Annotated in this window: 19 protein-coding genes; 6 read left to right on the plus strand and 13 right to left on the minus strand. The window is 53.6% G+C overall.

Annotation, left to right across the window (positions count from 1 at the left end):
- Positions 1-4: 4 nt before the first annotated feature.
- From uxuA to AC0YOB_RS36170, 3 genes are all read left to right on the plus strand, one after another.
- A complete protein-coding gene (uxuA, locus tag AC0YOB_RS36160) occupies positions 5-1,099 on the plus strand; it encodes a mannonate dehydratase (protein WP_475796919.1) in 1,095 nt (364 codons plus the stop codon).
- Positions 1,096-1,950: an SDR family oxidoreductase gene (locus tag AC0YOB_RS36165; protein ID WP_475770285.1), complete on the plus strand. Its 855-nt coding sequence runs from the start codon at positions 1,096-1,098 to the stop codon at positions 1,948-1,950. The genes uxuA and AC0YOB_RS36165 overlap by 4 nt, the downstream gene beginning before the upstream one ends.
- Before the next feature lie 212 nt (positions 1,951-2,162).
- Positions 2,163-3,044 (plus strand): 3'-5' exonuclease, encoded by an 882-nt coding sequence (locus tag AC0YOB_RS36170; protein WP_475796920.1) that lies wholly within the window; start codon positions 2,163-2,165, stop codon positions 3,042-3,044.
- Positions 3,045-3,128: 84 nt separating this feature from the next.
- Here the strand turns inward: AC0YOB_RS36170 and AC0YOB_RS36175 are convergent, their stop codons facing one another.
- The 11 genes from AC0YOB_RS36175 to AC0YOB_RS36225 all read right to left on the minus strand — a co-directional run bounded on the left by AC0YOB_RS36175 (position 3,129) and on the right by AC0YOB_RS36225 (position 16,158).
- Positions 3,129-3,554, minus strand: coding sequence for a GTP pyrophosphokinase (locus AC0YOB_RS36175; protein WP_475796921.1), 426 nt, complete (start codon positions 3,552-3,554; stop codon positions 3,129-3,131).
- 66 nt (positions 3,555-3,620) lie between these two features.
- Positions 3,621-4,328, minus strand: coding sequence for an AIM24 family protein (locus AC0YOB_RS36180; protein ID WP_379113482.1), 708 nt, complete (start codon positions 4,326-4,328; stop codon positions 3,621-3,623).
- 12 nt (positions 4,329-4,340) lie between these two features.
- On the minus strand, positions 4,341-4,790 hold the full coding sequence (locus tag AC0YOB_RS36185; protein WP_475796922.1) for an SH3 domain-containing protein: 450 nt from the start codon (positions 4,788-4,790) through the stop codon (positions 4,341-4,343).
- A gap of 360 nt (positions 4,791-5,150) precedes the next feature.
- Complete coding sequence (locus AC0YOB_RS36190) at positions 5,151-6,128, minus strand: 3'-5' exoribonuclease YhaM family protein (RefSeq protein ID WP_475796923.1); 978 nt, start codon at positions 6,126-6,128, stop codon at positions 5,151-5,153.
- A 177-nt stretch (positions 6,129-6,305) separates the two neighbouring features.
- A complete protein-coding gene (locus AC0YOB_RS36195) occupies positions 6,306-7,232 on the minus strand; it encodes a sugar-binding transcriptional regulator (protein WP_210038919.1) in 927 nt (308 codons plus the stop codon).
- A gap of 205 nt (positions 7,233-7,437) precedes the next feature.
- A complete protein-coding gene (locus tag AC0YOB_RS36200; protein WP_475796924.1) occupies positions 7,438-8,394 on the minus strand; it encodes an ABC transporter permease in 957 nt (318 codons plus the stop codon).
- Positions 8,395-8,397: 3 nt separating this feature from the next.
- Entirely contained in the window at positions 8,398-9,474 is a 1,077-nt protein-coding gene (locus AC0YOB_RS36205; RefSeq protein ID WP_475796925.1) for an ABC transporter permease, read from the minus strand.
- Positions 9,471-10,994 carry an ABC transporter ATP-binding protein gene (locus tag AC0YOB_RS36210; protein WP_475796926.1) on the minus strand — a complete coding sequence of 508 codons (1,524 nt, stop codon included), beginning with the start codon at positions 10,992-10,994 and terminating at the stop codon, positions 9,471-9,473. Before AC0YOB_RS36210 ends, AC0YOB_RS36205 begins: the two co-directional genes overlap by 4 nt.
- Before the next feature lie 234 nt (positions 10,995-11,228).
- Positions 11,229-12,362, minus strand: a complete 1,134-nt coding sequence (locus AC0YOB_RS36215; protein ID WP_475796927.1) for a BMP family lipoprotein — start codon at positions 12,360-12,362, stop codon at positions 11,229-11,231.
- Positions 12,363-12,792: 430 nt separating this feature from the next.
- Positions 12,793-13,755 carry a helix-turn-helix transcriptional regulator gene (locus AC0YOB_RS36220; RefSeq protein ID WP_475796928.1) on the minus strand — a complete coding sequence of 321 codons (963 nt, stop codon included), beginning with the start codon at positions 13,753-13,755 and terminating at the stop codon, positions 12,793-12,795.
- Between the two features lie 852 nt (positions 13,756-14,607).
- A complete protein-coding gene (locus AC0YOB_RS36225) occupies positions 14,608-16,158 on the minus strand; it encodes an FAD-dependent oxidoreductase (protein ID WP_475796929.1) in 1,551 nt (516 codons plus the stop codon).
- Positions 16,159-16,320: 162 nt separating this feature from the next.
- On the opposite strand from AC0YOB_RS36225, the gene AC0YOB_RS36230 reads away from it, so the two are divergent.
- On the plus strand, positions 16,321-16,986 hold the full coding sequence (locus AC0YOB_RS36230) for a fumarylacetoacetate hydrolase family protein (RefSeq protein ID WP_475796930.1): 666 nt from the start codon (positions 16,321-16,323) through the stop codon (positions 16,984-16,986).
- Between the two features lie 149 nt (positions 16,987-17,135).
- Positions 17,136-17,549 carry an organic hydroperoxide resistance protein gene (locus AC0YOB_RS36235; RefSeq protein WP_475770298.1) on the plus strand — a complete coding sequence of 138 codons (414 nt, stop codon included), beginning with the start codon at positions 17,136-17,138 and terminating at the stop codon, positions 17,547-17,549.
- A gap of 176 nt (positions 17,550-17,725) precedes the next feature.
- On the opposite strand, the gene AC0YOB_RS36240 is transcribed toward AC0YOB_RS36235, so the two are convergent.
- Positions 17,726-19,564, minus strand: a complete 1,839-nt coding sequence (locus tag AC0YOB_RS36240) for an ABC transporter ATP-binding protein (RefSeq protein WP_475796931.1) — start codon at positions 19,562-19,564, stop codon at positions 17,726-17,728.
- 8 nt (positions 19,565-19,572) lie between these two features.
- Positions 19,573-20,220: a PadR family transcriptional regulator gene (locus AC0YOB_RS36245; protein WP_475796932.1), complete on the minus strand. Its 648-nt coding sequence runs from the start codon at positions 20,218-20,220 to the stop codon at positions 19,573-19,575.
- 223 nt (positions 20,221-20,443) lie between these two features.
- On the opposite strand from AC0YOB_RS36245, the gene AC0YOB_RS36250 reads away from it, so the two are divergent.
- Positions 20,444-20,875: a cupin domain-containing protein gene (locus AC0YOB_RS36250; RefSeq protein ID WP_475796933.1), complete on the plus strand. Its 432-nt coding sequence runs from the start codon at positions 20,444-20,446 to the stop codon at positions 20,873-20,875.
- The last annotated feature ends 46 nt before the right edge of the window (positions 20,876-20,921 follow it).

The raw sequence follows: 20,921 nt of genomic DNA on the forward strand, positions 1-20,921 counted from the left end.
CACGATGAAAATGGTATTCCGCTGGTTCGGCGAAGGCAATGATACCGTCCCGCTCCATTATATCAAGCAAATTCCGGGGACAGAGGGCATTGTATGGGCGCTGCATGACGTCCCTGCAGGTGAAGAATGGCCCATGGAAGGCATTATGAAGGTCAAGGAGGCAGCCGATGCGGCCGGTCTGCATATCAAGGTCGTGGAGAGCGTTAATATTCACGAGGATATCAAGCTCGGACTGCCAAGCCGCGATATGTATATCGCGAATTATAAGAAAACCATCGCCAGGCTGGCACAGGTCGGCGTTGAGGTGATTTGCTACAACTTCATGCCGATATTTGATTGGCTGCGCACCGATCTGCACAAGCAGACGGCTGACGGCTCTACGGCGCTGTTCTATGAGAAAAGCAAGATCGACAACATCAACCCCTTCGAGCTGGTCAAGCGGATCAATGAGAATTCGGCCTTTACCATGCCGGGCTGGGAGCCAGAGCGGCTGCAGTATTTGACAGGATTGTTCGAAGCCTACAGGGACGTAACGGAGGAGAACCTGTGGGATAACGCCAAGTACTTCCTGGACGAAATCATACCTTTCGCCGCCGAGCATAACATCCGGATGGCCATTCACCCGGATGATCCGCCGTGGCCTATCTTTGGACTGCCGCGCATTATTACAAGCCGGGACAATCTGCGCCGCTACCTTAAGCTGCACGACAGCTACTATAATGGCTTGACGCTGTGCAGCGGTTCGCTTGGGGCCAATCCGGACAATGATATCATCGCCATGATCCACGAATTTGCCGACCGTATTCCGTTCGCCCATATCCGCAACGTGCGCGTATTCGAGAACGGCGATTTCATCGAAACCTCGCACCGCACCCAGGATGGGACCGTAGATATTGCAGGTGTGGTGCAGGCCTATCACGAAAATAATTATGAGGGCTACTGCCGTCCGGATCACGGCCGGCACCTCTGGGACGAGCAATGCAGACCCGGTTACGGTCTGTACGACCGCGCGCTCGGCATCATGTATCTATGGGGCTTATGGGACGCATACGTCAAGAGCGCTTCCAGCCAAAAACAGGAAAAGGAGATCTACTCATGAACCAATTACCTATTCACCCCTCCCTGCAGGGAAAAGTCGTCGTCGTTACAGGCGGAGCCGGCGTATTATGCCGGGTTCTGGCGCTTGAGCTGGGCCGTCAGGGAGCGCGGGTCGCCGTGCTGAACCGGACGCTGTCAAGCGGAGAAGCCGTTGCCGCGGAGATTGCGGCCGCCGGAGGGGAAGCGATCGCTCTCTCCTGCGATGTGACCGACAGCGACAGCGTCCGCCAGGCCGCCGAGGCTGTACAGCAGCAGTTGGGCTCCTGCGATATTCTGATCAACGGCGCAGGCGGCAACCAGCCGGCAGCCATCACGACGAACGAGCTGTTTAATCCCGAGGACGTGGACGCACCCGGCGTGACTTCTTTCTTTGACTTGAGCGTAACGGGTTTCCGCAGCGTGCTTGATCTGAATTTTATCGGCAGCCTCATTCCGACACAAGCCTTCGCCCGCCAGATGCTTGGCAAGCAGGGTGCGACGGTTATCAATATCTCATCCATGAGCGCATTCTCGCCGATGACCAAGGTTCCCGCCTACAGCGCCGCCAAAGCGGCGATCAACAACTTTACCGAGTGGCTGGCGGTCCATCTGGCGGAATCCGGCATCCGCGTGAATGCGATCGCTCCCGGCTTCTTCCTGACCAAGCAGAATGAGAAGCTGCTCACGAATGAGGACGGTTCATTGACTCCCCGCTCCCACAAAATCATCTCCCATACGCCGATGCGCCGCTTCGGCAAGCCCGAGGATCTGCTCGGCACGCTGCTCTGGCTGACGGATGAGAGCATGTCCGGCTTTATTACCGGGACAACCATTCCTGTCGATGGCGGCTTCATGGCTTATTCCGGGGTATGACCCATTTCAACGAATGCCATAATTTCACTCATCATAAATGTAATAGCCGATTCATCTGCTGATGGATCAGCCACTACCGAAACGGGCGCTTGCCGCCCGTTTTTCTTTTTGCCTTCCCGCCCGATTCTCGACGGAGGCATCCAAACATGCTATTGTGGAGTAAGCACGCATAAGTTCCTTGAGAAGCGAAAAACACAAGCTGTCAAGGGATTATGCGCTCAATAAAATCGGAGGCGAGCATTACGGACTACATTATTTTGGATATTGAATTCAACGGGCGGAAATTCGCCAGCGACAAGCCGATGGAGGTAATTGAAATCGGCGCGGTGCGGCTTACTGCGGATTACCGGCAGGTGGATGAATTTTCTGCGCTGATCAAACCCGTCTACTTCTCCAAGCTGAACAGCTTTATCAAGGGAAAGACCGGCATTCCCCAAGAAGATATCGATGCGGCCTCAGGCTTCCGGACGGTAATTGCCGACTTTATCCGCTGGCTGGACCGCAGCGAAATGTATATGCTCCTTACCTGGGGCGGCGAGGATTTGAAACGGATTATATACGATACGCGCATGCACAAGCTGGATGATTCCTACTGGATGAAGGCGCTGGCCTTCGATCTGCTGAAGGGTTTCCTGAGAGATCAGAAGCTCACCAACGATGTCAGCGTCGAAGCCGCGCTGGCACAGCTGGGCATTACCCCCGAAGGCTCGGCGCACCGCGCCCTTGATGATGCCCGTATGACCGCGGAGGTATTCAGGGCGGTTGCCCCAAGGCTGGACTTCTCACAAGCCCAGCACTTCAAGGATGTCTATTCCAATGCCAAGGAACGGCGTATGGTCAAGAACGCGGTCCGCACCATGCAAGCGCAGCGGGTGGTTCCCCAGTGGGAGCTGATCGTCGAGCATTTTCTGAAAGACAAGGTAACCTTGACCGATCCGCGTAAGGCTGCCGAGCTTGAGGCCTATTTTGATACAGTGGTTGAAAGTCAGCAGCCTCAGAAGCAGAAACCCGCACCCGCAGCTGCAGCCGGCGAGACCAACCCGCCTTCCGCCGAATCCTCCAGCGATGATGCTGGCAAGCAAGAACAAGAATAATCAACGGCTCCAGGCATGATAAAGCACACCAGATCCCGACTGTTGTTACTCAGCAACAGTTTTTTGGCGTTTTATGAGGATATTCTATTCACTCTGATTCAGCGCAACAAGCGCGCGGCGGTATTTGTCCAGCCGATCGTGATCCTCCTGCGTCGGGGAAGCAATCCGGCCCAGATCCATGTTATCGCTAATATCCAGGATCTTGACTCTCGAAGCCAACGGATTCGCCCGTATCCGATCGATAAAGGCATCATAGGCTTCGCCATCTCTTTTGGTCAAACAATCCACAGCCTGAACGATCTCGTCCGGGAAGCCCTCCCCGGCAAGATGAGCGAGCGTATAACCGGTATCCTCGACCAGATCATGCAGCACAGCCACGATCCGCTCATCCTCCCCCTTTGCCGCCTGCATTACCCGAAGCGGGTGCAGAATATAAGGCTCACCGCCCTTGTCCGTTTGGCCGTCATGCCCCTGTGCGGCAAGAATGATCGCTTTGGTCAGAATATCCATAGCCGTTCCCTCCTTATGTAAAGCGAGCTGAAGGTGCAATCATCCATCAGCTTCGGATCCTCCCAATTACTTGAACCAAATGCCGCCGAACGGAACAATTTCCCGCAGCAGCCGCTTGACCAGACTATCCTGGCCGATGAACTGCTCCAGGCCCGCATCCGGCCAGCCGACCTGCAGCAGAACCTTGCCGGTTCCGGTCATTTTCCACTGGTAGCTCATATGCTGGCTGGCCAGATGGTTGCCGTACACGCTCAGATCGATCCCGACATGGCTTGGAAAAGCGATCAATGCGCGGCTGTCGATAAAAGAAGGCGTAACCGGATCCAGCTCCATCTCGATCACGGGACCGCAGGAAATAAGTCCGATTGCGCCATGGCCTTGAAACTTCATGCGCATAATATCTTTGGTGGCCACGACATTCTTGAAGCTCTGCAGCACGCTCTTCATCTCGATGCCTTCCGTATAAAACAGCAGATGGCGAAAATCAAACAGCAAGCTGCTGTCGCCGTCAAGCTCCATGCAGTGCAGCATATAACCGCCGGGCAGGCCGAGAATAAGGCTGGACGGCCCGGACAGCTTTGATTTGATGAGCTTCTTCTTCCGGTAAATCCCCTGCATATTCATAAACTTGTCTTCACGCTGACGCGAGAGGCCCTGAAACGCCGCAATCTGCTGGGGGTGAAGCACATGAACCGCATCCCCTTCGCGGAGCTGCAGTTCGACCGCTGATTGCTGGCTGGCAGCCGCGCCCCCCATACGAGATATGATTTCCATCCGCGCCCCCTCTTAAGCTTGTCTGCTTCGCAGCAGCAGCCGCAGCAATCTGCCGGAGAGGAAGTAGAGCGCCAGCAAGCCGATACCGGAATAAATAAAGAGCCATATGCGTCTGGATTTGGCGGTCCGCGCTTCTTCCAAAGCCTGAAGGGAAATAACGGCCTGCGAGAGCTCGTCATTGCGTTTGGCGAGATTCTCGTTCTGCTCAATCAGCTTCACATTCTCCTCATGCAGCCGTTCCTCCGCCTGGCGGTACTGCTCGATGGTTTCCTGCGACTGCTTCGTAACCTCATCGAGCTGCGTCTTCGTGCTGTCATACTGCTCGCGCAGCTCATCCACCTCATCCGGCAGCTGAAAAATCCCTTTCACATTCTCCATAAAGCCGGCATACGCAACATTCGAGACAGCGCATGCAAGCAGAACGGCACAGCATAGCGACAAGCCCCATTTCACAACGCCCACACGGCAGACCTCCCTTCCAACGCATTCGCAAAAACCATGGTAATCGAAACAGCAAAACCGTCTATCAATCTCACAATCTCTCAAGTAAACTTGTAAAATCTGACTATAGTCTATTACGCATATACAGCTGCATTTGTTTCAGACCCACCCAAAATTCGACAGCACACGAAATGGCGGTTTTACAAAACATTACCCTTTATGCCTGATTTCGCCACCCGCCAGTTGAAAAACAGGTCAAGAAAAACGGTTTATGCCTGTCCTTTGACGACAGATCAAGTTTTCTTCGCTGCTATAAGGTCAAAAAAAAAGGTGAAACCTGACCGGAAGCACCGGACTTGTTTCACCTTTAGACAAGAAATATCAGGATTCCAGCACAGCACGCGGAATGTTCGTCCGATAGACGGCTTTATTCTCCAGCCCTCTGATCATCGGCGTCCATGGCTCCGTCTCCGGCGTCGTATCGAGCGCATCCTCAACCATCTGCAGCTTGGCATCCAGAGCGTCGATATGATGGAGCGCAACCGCCTCTGCCGTCTGGGGCTGAACGGGACTCCCCCACTCTCCCAGATTGTGATGGGACAGGACCAGATGCTGGAGAGCCAGAACGCGGTCGGAGTCGAGCGCAATTCCCTTCAGGATAGCCGCTTCCGTAATCCAGCTGGATGCCATCGAGATATGGCCCATCAGCTTTCCCCGTACGCTGTAATCGGAGACGATCCCAAGCTGCGCAATCATCTCCTCGGGCTTGGCGATATCATGCAGAATGATGCCGGCGAGCAGCAGATCGGGATTCAGGAACGGGCGCTGCTTGCAGATAAACTCTCCTAATTCGAGCATTCGAACCATATGATAGGCAAGTCCGGCGAAATAGGCGTGATGATGCGTCTTGGCCGCCGGATAATGCATCAGTTTCTCTTCCACTTTGGCAATACAGAAGGCGACAATGGTTTTGATCTCCGGATCCCCGATGCTCTCCATAGCCTGCTTGATGGTATAAACCAGATCAATCGGCCGGATCGGCGCCGAACGGATAAAATCGGTGATATTCACGCCGTCATCAGGCTCTGTTTTGCGGATGCGCGAGATCTTGATCTGCAGCCTCTCCCGGTACGTCAGAACGGTGCCCTGCACCTTGACCAGCCCCATCGGGAAGAAGGTTTCCTTGTCCGTGCCGGTGACATCCCAGTACTTGGCCGGCATTTGGCCGCTGGAGTCGCAAAGCACAATATCAAAATAATCCTTGGGGGGCGAGCCGTTCGTCTGCTTGACCTCCAGCTCCTTCAGCAAATAGAAGCCGACAAACTCGTCTTGCGAATTCAGTTCTTTAATAAGCGTCATATCGGGCAAGTCCTCCTAAAGCTTCCTTCGGCTGCTTCGCCTTGTCCCTGTCTTAACGTATGGCAGATTAAGAGACAAGAGAGCATCCGCAGGAATGGTTAGGATTATTATACTATGAAAGTCTATCCAGCCGGGGAAAAAAAGTGCTGCAGCCGCCTTCCCATTCCGCATTGCGGCTCAGGCGGAACCGTCCCGTTCCAGCAGATGCTTCGCCGTGAAGATGTCGGTTATGAGGATATTGGCATATTTGCCGCGCAGCGCTCCGTATATGCCGTCCACTTTGCTTGGACCGCCTGCGACAAGAATCGATTTCTCCTTGATCTGGAGCTGCTCCAGGTCGATTCCGATCGTCCGCTCATTCAGTTCCTCCGAGCAGAGCGTGCCTGTCTGATCAATATAACGGGAACATATATCGCCTGCGCCCTTCTCTCCGATCAGACGAAGGTCAGACTCGGTAAAATAATTAGCCTGGATCAGCACCGAATCCTCGGTTGGCGCGCCAACCGTTACGATGGCGATATTCGCCTGCTTGCCCAGCTCCAGTATATTGCGGATATGCCGGTCCTGCTCAATGGTCTGCTTCACCACGGGGTGGTCGACAATAGCAGGCAGCGGAATAAAATACGGGGCCGTATGAAAGGCCTGGCCGAACAGGCTGACGATTTCATACGCATAGGTCTGGGTCTGCGAATGACTGACGCCTCCGTTCAATTGGACAACCTTCACATTCCGCACATGCTTGTCCTTCAGATTGAGCGCGACCTCATACAGCGTTGTGCCCCATGTAGTGCCGATCACATCCCCGTCCTTGATGATGGAATCCAGATATTCCGCCGCTGCCTCCCCCAGATATTTCTTGACGATGGCATCGTCATAACGCGGTACGGACACAAGCACCGCCTTCTCGACGCCGAAGGATTTCTCCAGCTGCCTGGCCATAGAATCATGGCTTTCCAGCGGATCCACAATGCGGATCTGCACAAGCCCCTCTTCCTTCGCCTGCTGCAGGAAGCGGCTTACGGTCGGCCGGGAAACCCCGAACTGCCGGGCTATTTCCTGCTGGCTGTAGTCCAATTGATAGTACATTCTCGCCGCATCAAGCATTTTGCCCCTTTTATCCTGCAATCGTTCTTCAGTCACTGCACCTCAACTCTTCCTCTATTGTTCTCTTCAGAAGACCGGTGAACTGGCCTTGCTCGCCCAAGCGGAACTGTCTTTTTGACCGCTGCTGCTTCCACCTGCTCCGCCAGTCCATCACCGGCCGCTACTCTTTATTTTCGCCTCCATTGGCACCGCTTGGCGCCGCCCGTTACCGCTTGGCCGAATCAAACACCTCGCCCGCGGCCTTCGGAGCCTGCGAGGATTTGGAGAACAGCACCAGGGCGATCAATGTCACCACATAAGGAAATACCTTCAGAATGACAGGCGGGAATACGGACAAGGCCGGTATAACCTGCGACACATTCGCTACCGTGCTGGCAAAACCGAAGAACAGCGCAGCCGCAAGGATGCCGAGCGGACGCCACTGCCCGAATATTAAAGCCGCCAGGGACAAGAAGCCAAGCCCCGCAACCGTTCCGGTGAACTCGCCTGCGATCGTCACCAGCAGGACCGCTCCGCCAAGTCCCGAGAATGCGCCCGAGATCATCACGCCCATATAACGAATCCTTCTCACGTTGATGCCTGCAGCCTCCGCGGCCTGCGGATATTCCCCGCAGGCTCTGAGCCTGAGGCCAAACGCCGTTTTCTTCAATACAAAACCGCCGAACAGAACCAGCAGCAGGATCAGCCAGGTGGTGGGATAGGTTTTGGTAAACAACAAGTCGCCGATAACCGGTATTTTGGACAACAGGGGCACATTAAACGGCTGGAATCCGCTTGTAATGCGGATATTGCCGCTTCCGGTTATATTCCTGGCGAGGAAAACCGTGAGCGCCCCGGCGATCATATTGATGGCTGTTCCGCTGATGACCTGATTCGCGCTCAGGTGAATGCTGGCGAAGGCATGCAGCAGAGAGAACAGCACGCCGGCCGCCAGTGCCGCAGCCAGACCCACCCAGATCGCGGCAACCGGATGATCCGGCCATGCGGTCTGCAGCTTGAAAATCACGAAGGCGCCCATAAACGAGCCGATGACCATCAGCCCCTCAAGGCCGATATTGACAATCCCGCTCCGCTCGCTGAACAATCCGCCCAAGGCCGTAATCAGAAGGGGGATCGTAAACATAATCGCATAGGGAAAAATTTGTTCAATCGTGGTCCACATCGTTTATCCCCCTTCCTTTCTATCCAGCTTCCGTTCATCGGCAGGCGCGCGGCGCCTCGCCCTCAGCCAGCTGATCAGCCGGTCCATCAGCACGCTAGTCGCCGCAAAATAGATAATGATGGCGATGATGGAATCCGCGATCTCCGGCGGAATCTCCGTCATGGCGTTCATGAAGCCTCTTCCCGAATACAGCAGACCGAAGAAGAGGGCTGACACGAGCACACCGACAGGGGAGTTCGCGCCTAAGAGAGCAACTGCAATGCCGTCATACCCCTGCGTGGGCAGAACCCCGATTTGAATATTCGAGCTGTTGCCCGCATACTGCGCAACCCCGCCAAGGCCGGCCAATCCGCCGGAGATGACCATGGACAAAATAATGCTCCGTTTAACCGGCATCCCGCCATATTCAGCCGCATGCCGGTTGAAGCCTACGGCTTTCAATTCGTAGCCAAGCGTAGTTTTATTGATGATAAAGGAAATGACGATCACGACGATGACAGCAAGAAACAGACCCAGGTTCACATAGGAACCGCCGAACATATCGGAGAGAAACGGCGCCTGCAGGGATGCATGCGCTGGCAGAGGCCTTGATTCCGTCTCCAGAAATTCCGCCTTCAAGTAGTAAGGCACGGCATAATAAATGGTCCAATAGGCGATCCAGTTCATCATAATGGTCGAGACTACCTCATGTACATTGAACCGCGCCTTCAACAAGCCGGGAATAAACGCCCAGATGGCTCCGCCCAGGAATCCGGCGATAATCATGAGCAGCAGCAGAAGCGGTCTCGAGACATCGAGATTCAATCCGACAGCCGTCGCGCAAAAGCCTCCGAACAGCATCTGTCCGGCCGCTCCAATATTAAACAGGCCTGTCCGGAATGCAAAGGCAACCGACAATCCCGTAAAAATCAGCGGCGTTCCCGTGGCAAGCGTATTCCCGATCCGCTCCGGGTTCTTCAGTCCGCCTTCGAACAGGAATCTGTAGCCTTCCATCGGCTGATGTCCGGTCAGGATCATCAGCAGCGCGCCTGCCAATAAGCCGAACAGAACGGCCAGCAGGGATATGATGATTTTTCTCACTGGTCATCCCCTTCTTTCCAGCCTGCCATCATCAGCCCGATTTCATTCTCATTGGACTCTTCCGGCTTCACGATACCCATCAGCTCACCGTTATACAGAACCGCCACCCGGTCCGAGACATTCATAATTTCATCCAGCTCCAGAGAGATGAGCAGAACGGCTCTTCCTTTGTCGCGGTGCTCAATCAATCGCTTGTGGATATATTCAATGGAGCCGACATCCAGCCCCCGTGTAGGCTGTACGGCAATCAGCAGCGAAGGATTACGTTCAATCTCCCGCCCGATAATCGCTTTCTGCTGATTCCCTCCGGAGAGCGAGCGGGTCAGGGAGAGAGGGCCCTTGCCGGACCGGACATCGTAACTTGCTAGGACGCTAGCAGCATATTTGCGGATGGCGGCCTTGTTCATAATTCCCCTGCGGGAGTATGGAGCATCGTTATATATCTCCAGAATCATATTCTCCTCCAGCGTATAATCGAGAATCAGTCCCCGCTTCTGCCGGTCCTCCGGAATATGGCCGATTCCGCTGTGGATCCGCTCCCGGATTGTCCGGTTCGTAACATCCTGCCCTTGAACCGTGATCGTCCCGCCGCGCACCTTGCGAAGTCCCGTAATGGCTTCCACCAGCTCGGTTTGGCCGTTCCCCTCGACTCCCGCAATGCCCACAATTTCACCGGCGCGCACCTCCAGCGAGAAATCCTTTAGAGCCTGACTGTTCTTGTTATTATAAACAGAGAGATCCTCAAGCTTCAGCAGGACATCGCCTGGAGTACTCGCTTCTTTCTCCACCTGGAAGCTCACATTGCGCCCGACCATCATCTCTGCCATCTTCAATTCGCTGGTCGAGCGGACATCGACCGTCCCGACCGTCCTGCCCCTGCGGATTACCGTACAGCGATGGGCCACGGCTTTGATTTCTTTCAATTTATGCGTGATCAGAATGATCGACTTGTCCTCTGCAATGAGATTCAGCATAATCCGGCCCAGCTCCTGGATTTCCTGCGGCGTCAAAACCGCCGTCGGCTCGTCCAGAATCAATACATCCGCATCGCGATAAAGCATCTTGAGGATTTCCACCCGCTGCTGCATGCCAACCGAAATATCCTCGACCCGCGCATGCGGATCAACGTTCAGCCCATACTGCTTTGACAGCTGCTCGATCCGGCGGGCAGCTTTGGCAATGTTCAGCACGAAGCCCCTGGAGGGCTCATTGCCCAGTATAATATTCTCGGTTACCGTAAAATTGCCGACCAGCTTGAAATGCTGATGCACCATACCGATGCCCAGCCTGTTCGCCACATTGGGGCTTGTGATCTTCGCATTCTTGCCATTAACCGTGATTGTCCCGCGATCCGCCTGATACATGCCGAACAGAATGCCCATGAGCGTGGATTTCCCCGCCCCATTCTCGCCAAGCAGCGCATGAATTTCGCCCCTCTTGAGCTGCAGCGTAATATCGTCATTGGCTACCACGCCGGGGAACTCTTTACGGATATTGATCATTTCCACGACAAAATCCATACCGCACGACTCCTTTCCTAAAATTACACGTAAATGCAACAAAGCGGCGTAATTCCGTTAATTCGAAGAGCGTTCAAGAAGAAACCGAAAATTTATACCTTCTGATCGTTTGAAAAATGCTTCTTCCCTCAAAGATAGCAGAAAAGGTCAGGTTTGAAACTTAAACAGGCTAAATAATTTAAAAAGAGACGGAGTCTCCCGTCTCTTTTCCGGTCTATTGGGCAAATGCGGCCATTACTTGATTAAGCTGCCCTGCTCGGCCGCTACTGTAATTTCACCGCTTTTCAGTTTGTCCGTTACATCTTTGACCTTCGCAATCGTGTCATCGCTTAGATTCGGGTTCTCGGCCGGAAGCCCTACACCGTCGTTTTTGATATCGAGGGTCAGGGTTTGTCCACCCGGGAATGTTCCTTCCTTCTCCGCTTTGACCATGTCATAGGAGGCTTGGTCAATCTTCTTCATGGCAGAAGTCAGGATGACCGATTTCTCCCCTTCATAGACGCCATCGGCAAACTGATCCACGTCTACTCCGACAACCCATACGTCAGAACCGGCTTTGACACGGGTCTTTGCTTCGTTAATGGCGCCCACGCCAACACCGCCGGCAGCGGCAAAGATGACTTTAACGCCACGGTCATACATCTGTGCAGCCAGCTGGCCGCCGGCAGCTACGTCGTCGAAGCTCCCTTGATAAACCACATTTTCCGGCTTGATCGTCAGCTTGGTGCCCAGATTGTCGTTGGCATATTTGACGCCCTGCTGGAAGCCCCAGTTGAATTTCTGAACAGACGGAATCTCCATTCCGCCAATAAAGCCCGCTTCCGCTTCCTTGAGCTGCAGCGCTGTTGCCACGCCGGCAATAAATCCGGACTCATGCTCCGCAAAGAAGATCGACACGGTATTCTCCTTCACTACCGGAGTCGGATCCTCAGCCGTATGCGGCGTTCCGTCGACAATGACGAATTTGGCATCCTTATACTTGTCCTGAGCGGCAAAAATCGCTGTTTCAAATTTAAAGCCCGGCGCCACGATAAATTTGTAGCCCGCATCGTAGAGATTGCCCATTTCCTTCAAATAATCCGCTTCCGTTGTTCCCGTTGGCCGCAAATATTTGGTTTCCAGTCCGAACTCGTCGCCTCCGCGCAAAATTCCTTCCCAGGAGCCCTGGTTAAACGATTTATCGTCAATCGTACCGGCGTCCGTTACCATGCCTACCTTAAATCCAGCCGGCTCGGCCGCGTTTCCGCCATTGCCTGCATTTGTTCCCGCGTTTGTATCCGTGCCGCCCCCGTTATTGCCGTTTCCGCATCCGGCCGCAAAGGCAGCCACTATCATAACCAGAACCAAAGTAAATAAACTTTTTTTCATTGTCTCTACTCCCCATCTCATAATTTTCACGGGCCTTGCTTCTTATTCTTCTCTAATCTCCCTTCCCTCATGATTGAACAATTGTAAAATCGCGAATTTGCCATTTGTTTGATCTGTATTAAATATAAAACTCATCACACTATTTGTAAACTAATATTACATATAAAATTTATTTTTCACTGTCGAATTTGAAGGAATTTAGGCGGGACAAATCGTATCTGTTTAAGCCTCTTGAGAACTCGATGCATAAATATGACATGTAAGTAACATTTTATTCACCATATCATTTACCTAATAGAGGATAAATAAGGAAAATTACGGTTTGATTATGAATACCCCGAAAGCCACAACGAATAAACGTTTGCCGGTTCGACAAACGTAAATGCTATAGGATGGCACCCTGCACAAGCATGCGCACGAAACCGTGAGTCTACTGTTTTTTATAATAATCCAGCAGCTCCGAGGTGACTTCAATCAGCCTCTCGTGCAGGGAGCGCGGTTCCACGATCCGGACTGACCGCCCATACAGCATGAGCAGATGCGGTACCATCACAAGGGCTTTCTCTTCCATCCTCACATGGACATGGCGCTCCGAACGGTCGACGAGCATATGCCCGAACAGCCAATGATCACATAAATCATTAATGGATTGCTCTATCCCTTCGATCCGGACGGAAACCAGATTTTCCTCATGCCCGGAGCGGGGAAGCAGATCCTGAAGAAGAAAGGCCCGCGCTGAAAAATCCTCCGGACGCTTGAACACAGCTCCGGTCCGGGAAATGCCGTGAATCCGGTCCACCCGGAAGCTGCGGACAACCTGGCGGAGATGGCAGTAGCCGACGATATACCATTTGCCTTTCCACAGGACAAGGCCGTATGGATCAAGCGATCGCGGTTCGGGCTGCTTGCCGTGCGATTTCCTGTAAAGCATCAGCAGCGTAAAGCCGCCTGCCGCCGATAGCTCAAGCTCCTGCAGCACGGATTCCAATAAACCATTGTAGGGCGTGCTGATCACATCGATTCCCGCTTCATGGCGGTTGATCAGATTCAACTGGTCCTCGTTCGTATACTTCTTCAGCTTCGCGATTGCGCTTGTCAGCGAATCGCCAAACGGATACCCCGCCTCCTGCGCGAAGATCGCCGCATGGATGAGGGCTTTCTGCTCATTCATGTCAAAAAGCAGCGGAGCCTCATTGAATTCGGTGAGCAGGCTGTAGCCGCCATTGTGTCCCGAATCCGAGATGATGGGAACTCCGCTTGCGCATAGAGCATCAATATAACGGTAGATGGTGCGTATATGGATTTCCAGCTTTTCCGCGAGCTCCCTGGCCGTAATCCGCTTCTTTGTTTTGAGCAGCCACAGGATCGACAGCATGTTGTCGGCTTTTGACACGATTAATTCCCTCCCTAAATCCCTCCTGAGGAGGGACCCCAAGGGCCCCGGCCCTCTGGACACCCGGAATGGCATAACGTCTGTGTTACAGTGAACCGCTTGTTAGCTGCTTCCTGCATGGATCGTTTTCGTCCCTTGCGGGACACACTTCCATTTTACCGCTCCCGTGCCGACCTCTGGACTTCGTCCCAACATAACGTTGGCGGGAGTGAGATGCGTTTATGTGCTTATTTCGTTGGTAGAGTTTAATTCCCTCCCTAAATCCCTCCTGAGGAGGGACCCCAAGGGTCCCGGCCCTCTGGACACCCGGAATGGCATAACGTCTGTGTTACAGAGAATCGCTTGTTAGCTGCAACCAGCATGGATCGTTTTCGTCCCTTGCGGGACACACTTTCATTTTACCGCTCCCGTGCCGCCGGTGGACTTCGTCCCATCATAACGTTGGTGGGAGTGAGATGCGTTTATGTGCTTATTTCGTTGGTAGAGTTTACTTTATGGATTGGTTTTAATTTTCCTTATTGGAAAATGGAAACCTATTGCATGAACAACCTTGATAGGTTTCACCTTATAGTATATTGTATCCCGGCAGAGACGTAAATTGGGGCGAACAGGGGTTATTGCCAAGGGAAAGTGATTTGACTCATGAGGGTGAACGTACCTGGCTGTCCATTCGGAATAACGGTTGATGTCGATGAGGATCATCTTTCAAGAGTGCTGCGGGAAGATTCCCGGCCTTTTGTTATAACATAAGGTTCTTGACCCGGGTTGAAGTCAAGAACCTGTGATGGGGGTAATGTTAAGTCGATATTGCACGGGAGCAGCAGTTTAACCCCCAGCGGTATGCTTTAATCCTTAATCGGAGCCAAGCTTTTTAAGCGCTTTGGTCGCCGGTCCTTCGATAACCTCTCCGTCATAGGAGAATCTCGAGCCGTGGCAGGGGCAATCCCAGCTTCGGTCGCCATTGTTCCAATCCAGCTCGCAGCCCATGTGGGTGCAGGTTGTATCAACCAGATGAAGTATCCCGTCCGGATCCTTGTAGGCGCCTGCGCGCTTTCCATTGAACGATACGACTCCGCCTTCCCCCTGCGGGAGCTCTTCGACATGCTTATGGACCATCTCCAGCTTTCCGGCGATCAAATACTTGGCCACGTTCGCATTCTCCGATATCACGTTCTTCATGCTGGCACGGGCGTGAAAACGCTGAGGCGTATACAGCTCCAGATAGGGATTGCCGCGCCCGACGATGCTGTCGCTCAGCATCATCGCCGCAGCCGTTCCGCCGGTCATTCCCCATTTGCCAAAGCCGCTGGCAAGCTGGACATTAGGCATGCCCGAGGTGACAGCTCCCACATACGGCACCTTATCGAGAGTCAGCAAATCCTGGGCGGACCAGCGGTACGGTATCGAGGCCACGTTGAAATGCCTTACCGCATAATCCCGCAACGCTTCATAATACTGGATTGTGCACAGACCCTGTCCCGTCTTGTGGTTTTCCCCGCCGATCAGAACCAGCTTCTCACCATTCATCGTAGAGGCTGTACGGATTGAACGCTTCGGATCGTCGGCACTCAGATACATGCCCTCCGGGAATGGTTCCTCATCCGCCATACGTACTCCAAGCACATAGGAACGCTGGGCATGCAGCCGGGCAAAATAAAAACCATGCCGGTCGATAAAGGGATAATGCGAGCAAACGACCACATGGGATGCTTTCACCCGATGCCCCTCTTTGGTGATGACAACAGGCTCCTCTCCATTCTCCACATCCACCGCCGTGGTATGCTCATAAATGCGTCCCCCCGCCTTTGTTATACGGGGAAGCAGAGCGCTCAAGTACTGCAGGGGATGGAACTGCGCCTGATTATGCATCACAATGGCGCCATGGGTCGGCACATCGAGCGGTATCTTGTCGATATAGCCGCCGGGAATATCCAGCTTGGCATATGCCTCGGCTTCGTCATGCAGCTTGGTCAGCGTATCGACCGTTTGCGCATAGAGGTACGCATCCTGTTCGGAATAGCCGCAATCTATGTCCAGCGACTTGATCGTATGCCTGACAAAATCGAGAGCGTCGCGGTTGGCTTCATAATATAATCTAGCCTGGTCCTCGCCCAGATCCTTGATCAATTGAGCGTAGATCAGATCATGCTGGGCGGTCAGCTTGGCTGTCGTATGCCCGGTGGTTCCGCCAAGAAGGGAATCCGCTTCAAGCAGCACCACGTTGACGCCTGCCTCAGCCAACCGGTAAGCGGTCGTTATTCCTGCGATTCCCCCGCCAATAACGACGGTATCCGTCGATGTATCTTCTTCCAGCCTCGGGTAATCGGGAAGCTGTACGGAATGGCGCCAATACGATTCGGGTAGCTGCGGCAGCTCTCTTAATGGCTTGTTTGTAATTAACATCTGTCATCACTCCGGTCTATGGGCATCCCCACTCTATTGTTCGCGGATAGGGTTTACAGAATTAACCTCTTTTATGTAAGGATGGCGGATATTGCGATGAAAACAGCCTCTCCTTGAGGTATAATGAAACAAATCGTGTTTATGCAAAGGAGAGAATGAACCATGTCTGAGTTTGACTGGATTCGCAATATTTATTGTGTGGGGCGCAATTATTCCCTTCACGCCAAGGAGCTGGGCAATGATGTGCCGAAAGAGCCCATCCTCTTCTCCAAACCGACGCATGCCCTTCGACCGGCCCATGGAACGGCTGAGCTGCCTGGCCATATCGGCATTATCGATTATGAAGCCGAGCTGGTGCTCCGGATCTCTTCGGCTTACGACCCAGGCAAGCCTGTTGGCGAGCTTATTGACGGTATCGCCCTTGGCATCGACTGGACGGCAAGAGACGTGCAGTCCCGTTTAAAAGCCAACCAGCATCCCTGGCTGCTGGCCAAAGGCTTTAAGGGCTCCGCTATTCTTTCCGAATTCCACAGCGTCTCCAGTCTGGAGCAAATCGCTGCTCTGCGCTTCAGTCTCCATATCAATGGACAAGCCGTCCAAACGGGCAACCCGAATGATATGACCTTCTCTGTGGAGCAATTGGTTACCTATATCGGCGGCACCTATGGACTGGATGCGGGGGATATTATTTATACTGGCACGCCGGCCGGCGTCAGCGCAATCCATGATGGGGATTCGGTGGAGCTGAGGCTCACTGGATTGGACTCTGCTGCTGCAGGCGGGGAGCAAACCTTAGGCTCCTTTAAAGTTAAATTTCTAAACCGATAAACTGTTAATCCGATGTAAAGAAAAGATCTTAATCCCATGATTAATTCAGGATATTAAATAAATATGAAGAGTGCGGCTCAAAGGTTTGCACAACGGACAAGTAGGGTAATATAGAAGCGTGCTTACATAATGAAAGGAGAGGAATTGCTATGAGCGTTATCTACACTGCGCATGTCACATCACGCGGAGGCCGGGAAGGCGTTGTCCGCTCCTCCGATGGTCACTTGAATTTGAAAACCACTCAGCCCAAGGAAGGTGCTGAAGGAACGAATCCGGAGCAGCTGTTTGCAGCCGGATATTCGGCCTGCTACCACAGCGCGCTGAAAGCCATTGCCAAGGGCAAAGGAATCGAAACGGAAAAATCGGAGGTTACCGCAACTGTCCAGCTTCATAAGGACGATGACGGCTTCAAGATCTCCGCCGTTCTTGCCGTGACTGTTCCGGGTCTCGATGAGAAGCAGACGATGGAGCTTGCGGAAGCGGCGCATCAAATGTGCCCATACTCCAAAGCTACACGCGGGAACATTGACGTAGAGCTTAAAGTCGGAGCGGCACAAGCCTGATCTTATACGCGGCAGCTGACAAAAGGCTGTATCCTCAAGCGGGTAATCGACCCGCCAGAGGATACAGCCTTTCTTTTGAGCTTACAGCAGTAATACCGCATGTTATACAGCCCTGCAGCAGAACGCTTTTCCGCAGAAGGTTCTCTTATAACGACACCACCGGTCCGACTATCCTGTCATGTCCGGGATAATTTCCTGCCGCGGTGCTCCACGGGCTGCTGCGGCTCCTCTTTCTGCGGAAACTGCAGCTCATAGAGCTGTTTATACCTGCCGCCCTGCTCCAGCAGCGATTGATGCGTACCCACCTCGACGACCTCTCCTTTGTCCAGGACATAGATCCGGTCTGCCCGCTGAATGGTCGATAAGCGATGGGCTATAACAAGCGATGTGCGGTTCTCCAGCAGATGCTCCAGCGCGTCCTGAATGGCCTTCTCCGATTCCGTATCAAGCGAGGAGGTCGCTTCATCGAGAATAATGAGCCGGGGATCCTTCAGAATCGCCCGGGCGATGGACAATCGCTGCTTCTGGCCCCCGGAGAGCTTCACTCCCCGTTCCCCGATCTGCGAATCATAGCCCTGCGGGAACGACATGATGAAGTCATGCGCGTTGGCGGCGCGAGCAGCCGCTTCGATCTGGGCCGGCGTCGCTTCCGGCTTCCCGTACACCATGTTGTCGCGAATGCTCCCGTTCAGCAGGACGATGTCCTGGGAAACAATTCCCATTTGGCGCCGCAGCGAGCTCAAGCTAAGCTGTGTCAGCGGATGCCCGTCAATGCTGATAGTCCCATGCTGCGGATCGTAGAAACGGGTGATCAGATGGGTGATGGTGGATTTGCCCGCTCCCGAGGAACCGACGATGGCGGTAACTTTGCCGGGCAGCAGCTCGAAATTAAAATGCTCCAGCACCTTCGGACCTGTTTGATAGGCAAAGCTTACATCATCGAACAGAACATGGCCATGAACGCGGTCAAGCTCCCGGGCATGATCAACCTCCACCACCTGGGACTTCGTCTCGAGGATTTCCACTATCCGCTCGTAAGCTGCCGCCGATTGCTGAATGGTATTCAGCGTCCGGCTGAAGCGGCGGACCGGATTTTGCAGGAGCCGCAGATAAGCGAGAAAAGCAACAACGTTCCCTACGGTCAAAGCCCCGTCCATCGTTTGCTTGGCCCCATAAATCAGGACGGCCGCCATCCCGACGAAGTTGATCATATCGATAATCGGCTCATAGACCGAACGCAGCTTCACGGCGGCCAGATTCGCCCCCATATTCGCCTGGGTACGAACGGCGAAGCGCTCCGTTTCGTAGTCCTCCGTGGAGAAGGCCTTCATCAGCCGGATGGAGGACAGGGTATCCTGCAGATGATTGGTCACCTCGGCAACCGACTCCTGAATCCGTTTGGATGCGGCGCGAATCCGCTTGGAGAAGAACCGCGTCGTCAGAATCATCACAGGGAAGGTAATCATAATGATGACGGTCAGCTGCCAATCCACCCACAGCATATAAGCAAGAACGGCCACAAAGGTGAACAAATCCGTTACGATCGACATCATGCCGGACGATACCAGCTGCTGCAGCATCCCTACGTCGCTGGTTACGCGCGACATCAGATCGCCGGTCCGGCTGCGGTCGAAGAAGCCGACATCCAGCGATTGCAAATGCCGGTACAGCTGCTGACGCAAATCAAGTACGGCCTTCTGGCCGATAGAAGCCATCGCCATGCCGCTCGAATAATTAAAGATTCCCTGCAGGATTGCGGCAGCCAGGATACCCAATGCAATCCATACCAGCGTCATATAATGCTTGCCGGGAATGACGTGGTCAATGGTATACTGCGTAATCTGCGGAATCACAAAAGCCAGCAGGGAAACGGCCAGGATCGAGAAGAAGGCCACAAGGATAAGCCCACGCTGACCGCGAATATGGAAAAACATCCGTTTATACATGCTCCAGATGCTGCCGGGATTCGGTTTGGCAGGCTGCATGCTTATTCGTCGTCTTGCCAGATTGTCCATTCTTTCCATCACTCCGTATCGGCGGGCCCGGCATCTGTCGCGCCAGAGTCCAGATAAGCTTTTAACAGATTATTCATGTCCGCTACCATTCCGGCGAGCTCCTGCCGCCTCGTCTCACTGCCGGCTGCGGATCGTTCCGCCCTCATCAGCTGCCGCAGCACTTCATACGATTCTATACTTAGACCCAGCTTTCTGCGGAACCGCTCATGCCGGTGCAGATCCTCTTCTTCTCCCCTGTGCCGCTCCCCTCTTTCGCCTTCCCGGCCCTTGCCGCATGCGCCCCGCTCCGGCTCGGGGCTTTCGCTGAGCATCGTGCGGCCTTCCTCCGTAATCCGGTACACCTTCTTGCCGCCGCTCTCCGCCGCCGCGATCAGCTCGCGGTCCTCAAGCATCTGAAGGGTAGGATAAATCGATCCTGCACTCGGAATATACAAGCCGCCGGATTGCTCCTCCAGAGCTTTCATCATCTGATAGCCGTGCATCGGCTCCTTCGTAAGCAGCTGGAGCAGCGCATATTTGACGCCTCCCCGGCCAAAATACCGTTTGGAGCTGCGGAAACGGCCTTCGCCGCCATCCTCCCTGCCTCCACGCCCCTCATGCTCTTCGTATCTCCTGCCCCTATGTTCAAAAAAATGATTAAACCGCTCATTCCGCATCGTTCAATCTCTCCCTTGTCAGCGAATACGATATATCGTAATATAAAAATAAACGATATATCGTATTGTGTCAATAACGACATTAATTACAATGCCGGCCGGCAAACGGGTAGAGTTCGTTCACCTTCTCTGGTAAATTATAGTTAGAAACCGGTTCATGATGATCTGACGAACAACAACAGAAAGCTCATGGATATCCATAGATCAATCAAAAGGAGGCATCATGTTGTCCCATTCCTCAAAATTTGACTTCCTTGCCGCACCTCTTGCCGGACAAGCTCTGGCGCCATCCGGCTCCAATCTGGTACTTGCCGAGTGGACAGCTTCAGGCACTTCGCCAGACATGACCCGGCCGCAGCTCATCGCTCCGCTCCATCTGCATCATTACGACGATGAAGCGTGGTACATCCTCGAAGGCACGCTTGGCTTCCAGATTGGCGATGCGGCGATTGAGGCGTCCGCCAATGAAGCTGTCATGGTCCCGCGGGGGACAGCGCACACTTATTGGAATCCAAGACCTGAGCCTGCCCGTTACCTCATTGTCATGACTGCACAGATTAGCAGGCTGATTGATGCCATCCACGCTGCAGACAAGCGGGATCCGGAATCCATGAAACAGCTATTCGAACGGTACGGTTCCGAATTGCTTGCGTAGAACGAGTCGCAGATACGGCAGCATGTATTAGGAGCGGGAACAGCAA

It is taken from the genome of Paenibacillus sp. JT31N17, from assembly GCF_056269255.1.

Coding starts and splice junctions, on each gene's coding strand:
- AC0YOB_RS36230 (WP_475796930.1), top strand. CDS start 16,321: ATGTCTGAGTTTGACTGGATTCGCAATATTTATTGTGTGGGGCGCAAT.
- AC0YOB_RS36170 (WP_475796920.1), top strand. CDS start 2,163: ATGCGCTCAATAAAATCGGAGGCGAGCATTACGGACTACATTATTTTG.
- AC0YOB_RS36200 (WP_475796924.1), bottom strand. CDS start 8,394: ATGTGGACCACGATTGAACAAATTTTTCCCTATGCGATTATGTTTACG.
- AC0YOB_RS36190 (WP_475796923.1), bottom strand. CDS start 6,128: ATGACGCTTATTAAAGAACTGAATTCGCAAGACGAGTTTGTCGGCTTC.
- AC0YOB_RS36240 (WP_475796931.1), bottom strand. CDS start 19,564: ATGGACAATCTGGCAAGACGACGAATAAGCATGCAGCCTGCCAAACCG.
- AC0YOB_RS36225 (WP_475796929.1), bottom strand. CDS start 16,158: ATGTTAATTACAAACAAGCCATTAAGAGAGCTGCCGCAGCTACCCGAA.
- AC0YOB_RS36180 (WP_379113482.1), bottom strand. CDS start 4,328: ATGGAAATCATATCTCGTATGGGGGGCGCGGCTGCCAGCCAGCAATCA.
- uxuA (WP_475796919.1), top strand. CDS start 5: ATGAAAATGGTATTCCGCTGGTTCGGCGAAGGCAATGATACCGTCCCG.
- AC0YOB_RS36210 (WP_475796926.1), bottom strand. CDS start 10,994: ATGGATTTTGTCGTGGAAATGATCAATATCCGTAAAGAGTTCCCCGGC.
- AC0YOB_RS36165 (WP_475770285.1), top strand. CDS start 1,096: ATGAACCAATTACCTATTCACCCCTCCCTGCAGGGAAAAGTCGTCGTC.
- AC0YOB_RS36195 (WP_210038919.1), bottom strand. CDS start 7,232: ATGCTTGATGCGGCGAGAATGTACTATCAATTGGACTACAGCCAGCAG.
- AC0YOB_RS36215 (WP_475796927.1), bottom strand. CDS start 12,362: ATGAAAAAAAGTTTATTTACTTTGGTTCTGGTTATGATAGTGGCTGCC.
- AC0YOB_RS36175 (WP_475796921.1), bottom strand. CDS start 3,554: ATGGATATTCTGACCAAAGCGATCATTCTTGCCGCACAGGGGCATGAC.
- AC0YOB_RS36245 (WP_475796932.1), bottom strand. CDS start 20,220: ATGCGGAATGAGCGGTTTAATCATTTTTTTGAACATAGGGGCAGGAGA.
- AC0YOB_RS36250 (WP_475796933.1), top strand. CDS start 20,444: ATGTTGTCCCATTCCTCAAAATTTGACTTCCTTGCCGCACCTCTTGCC.
- AC0YOB_RS36235 (WP_475770298.1), top strand. CDS start 17,136: ATGAGCGTTATCTACACTGCGCATGTCACATCACGCGGAGGCCGGGAA.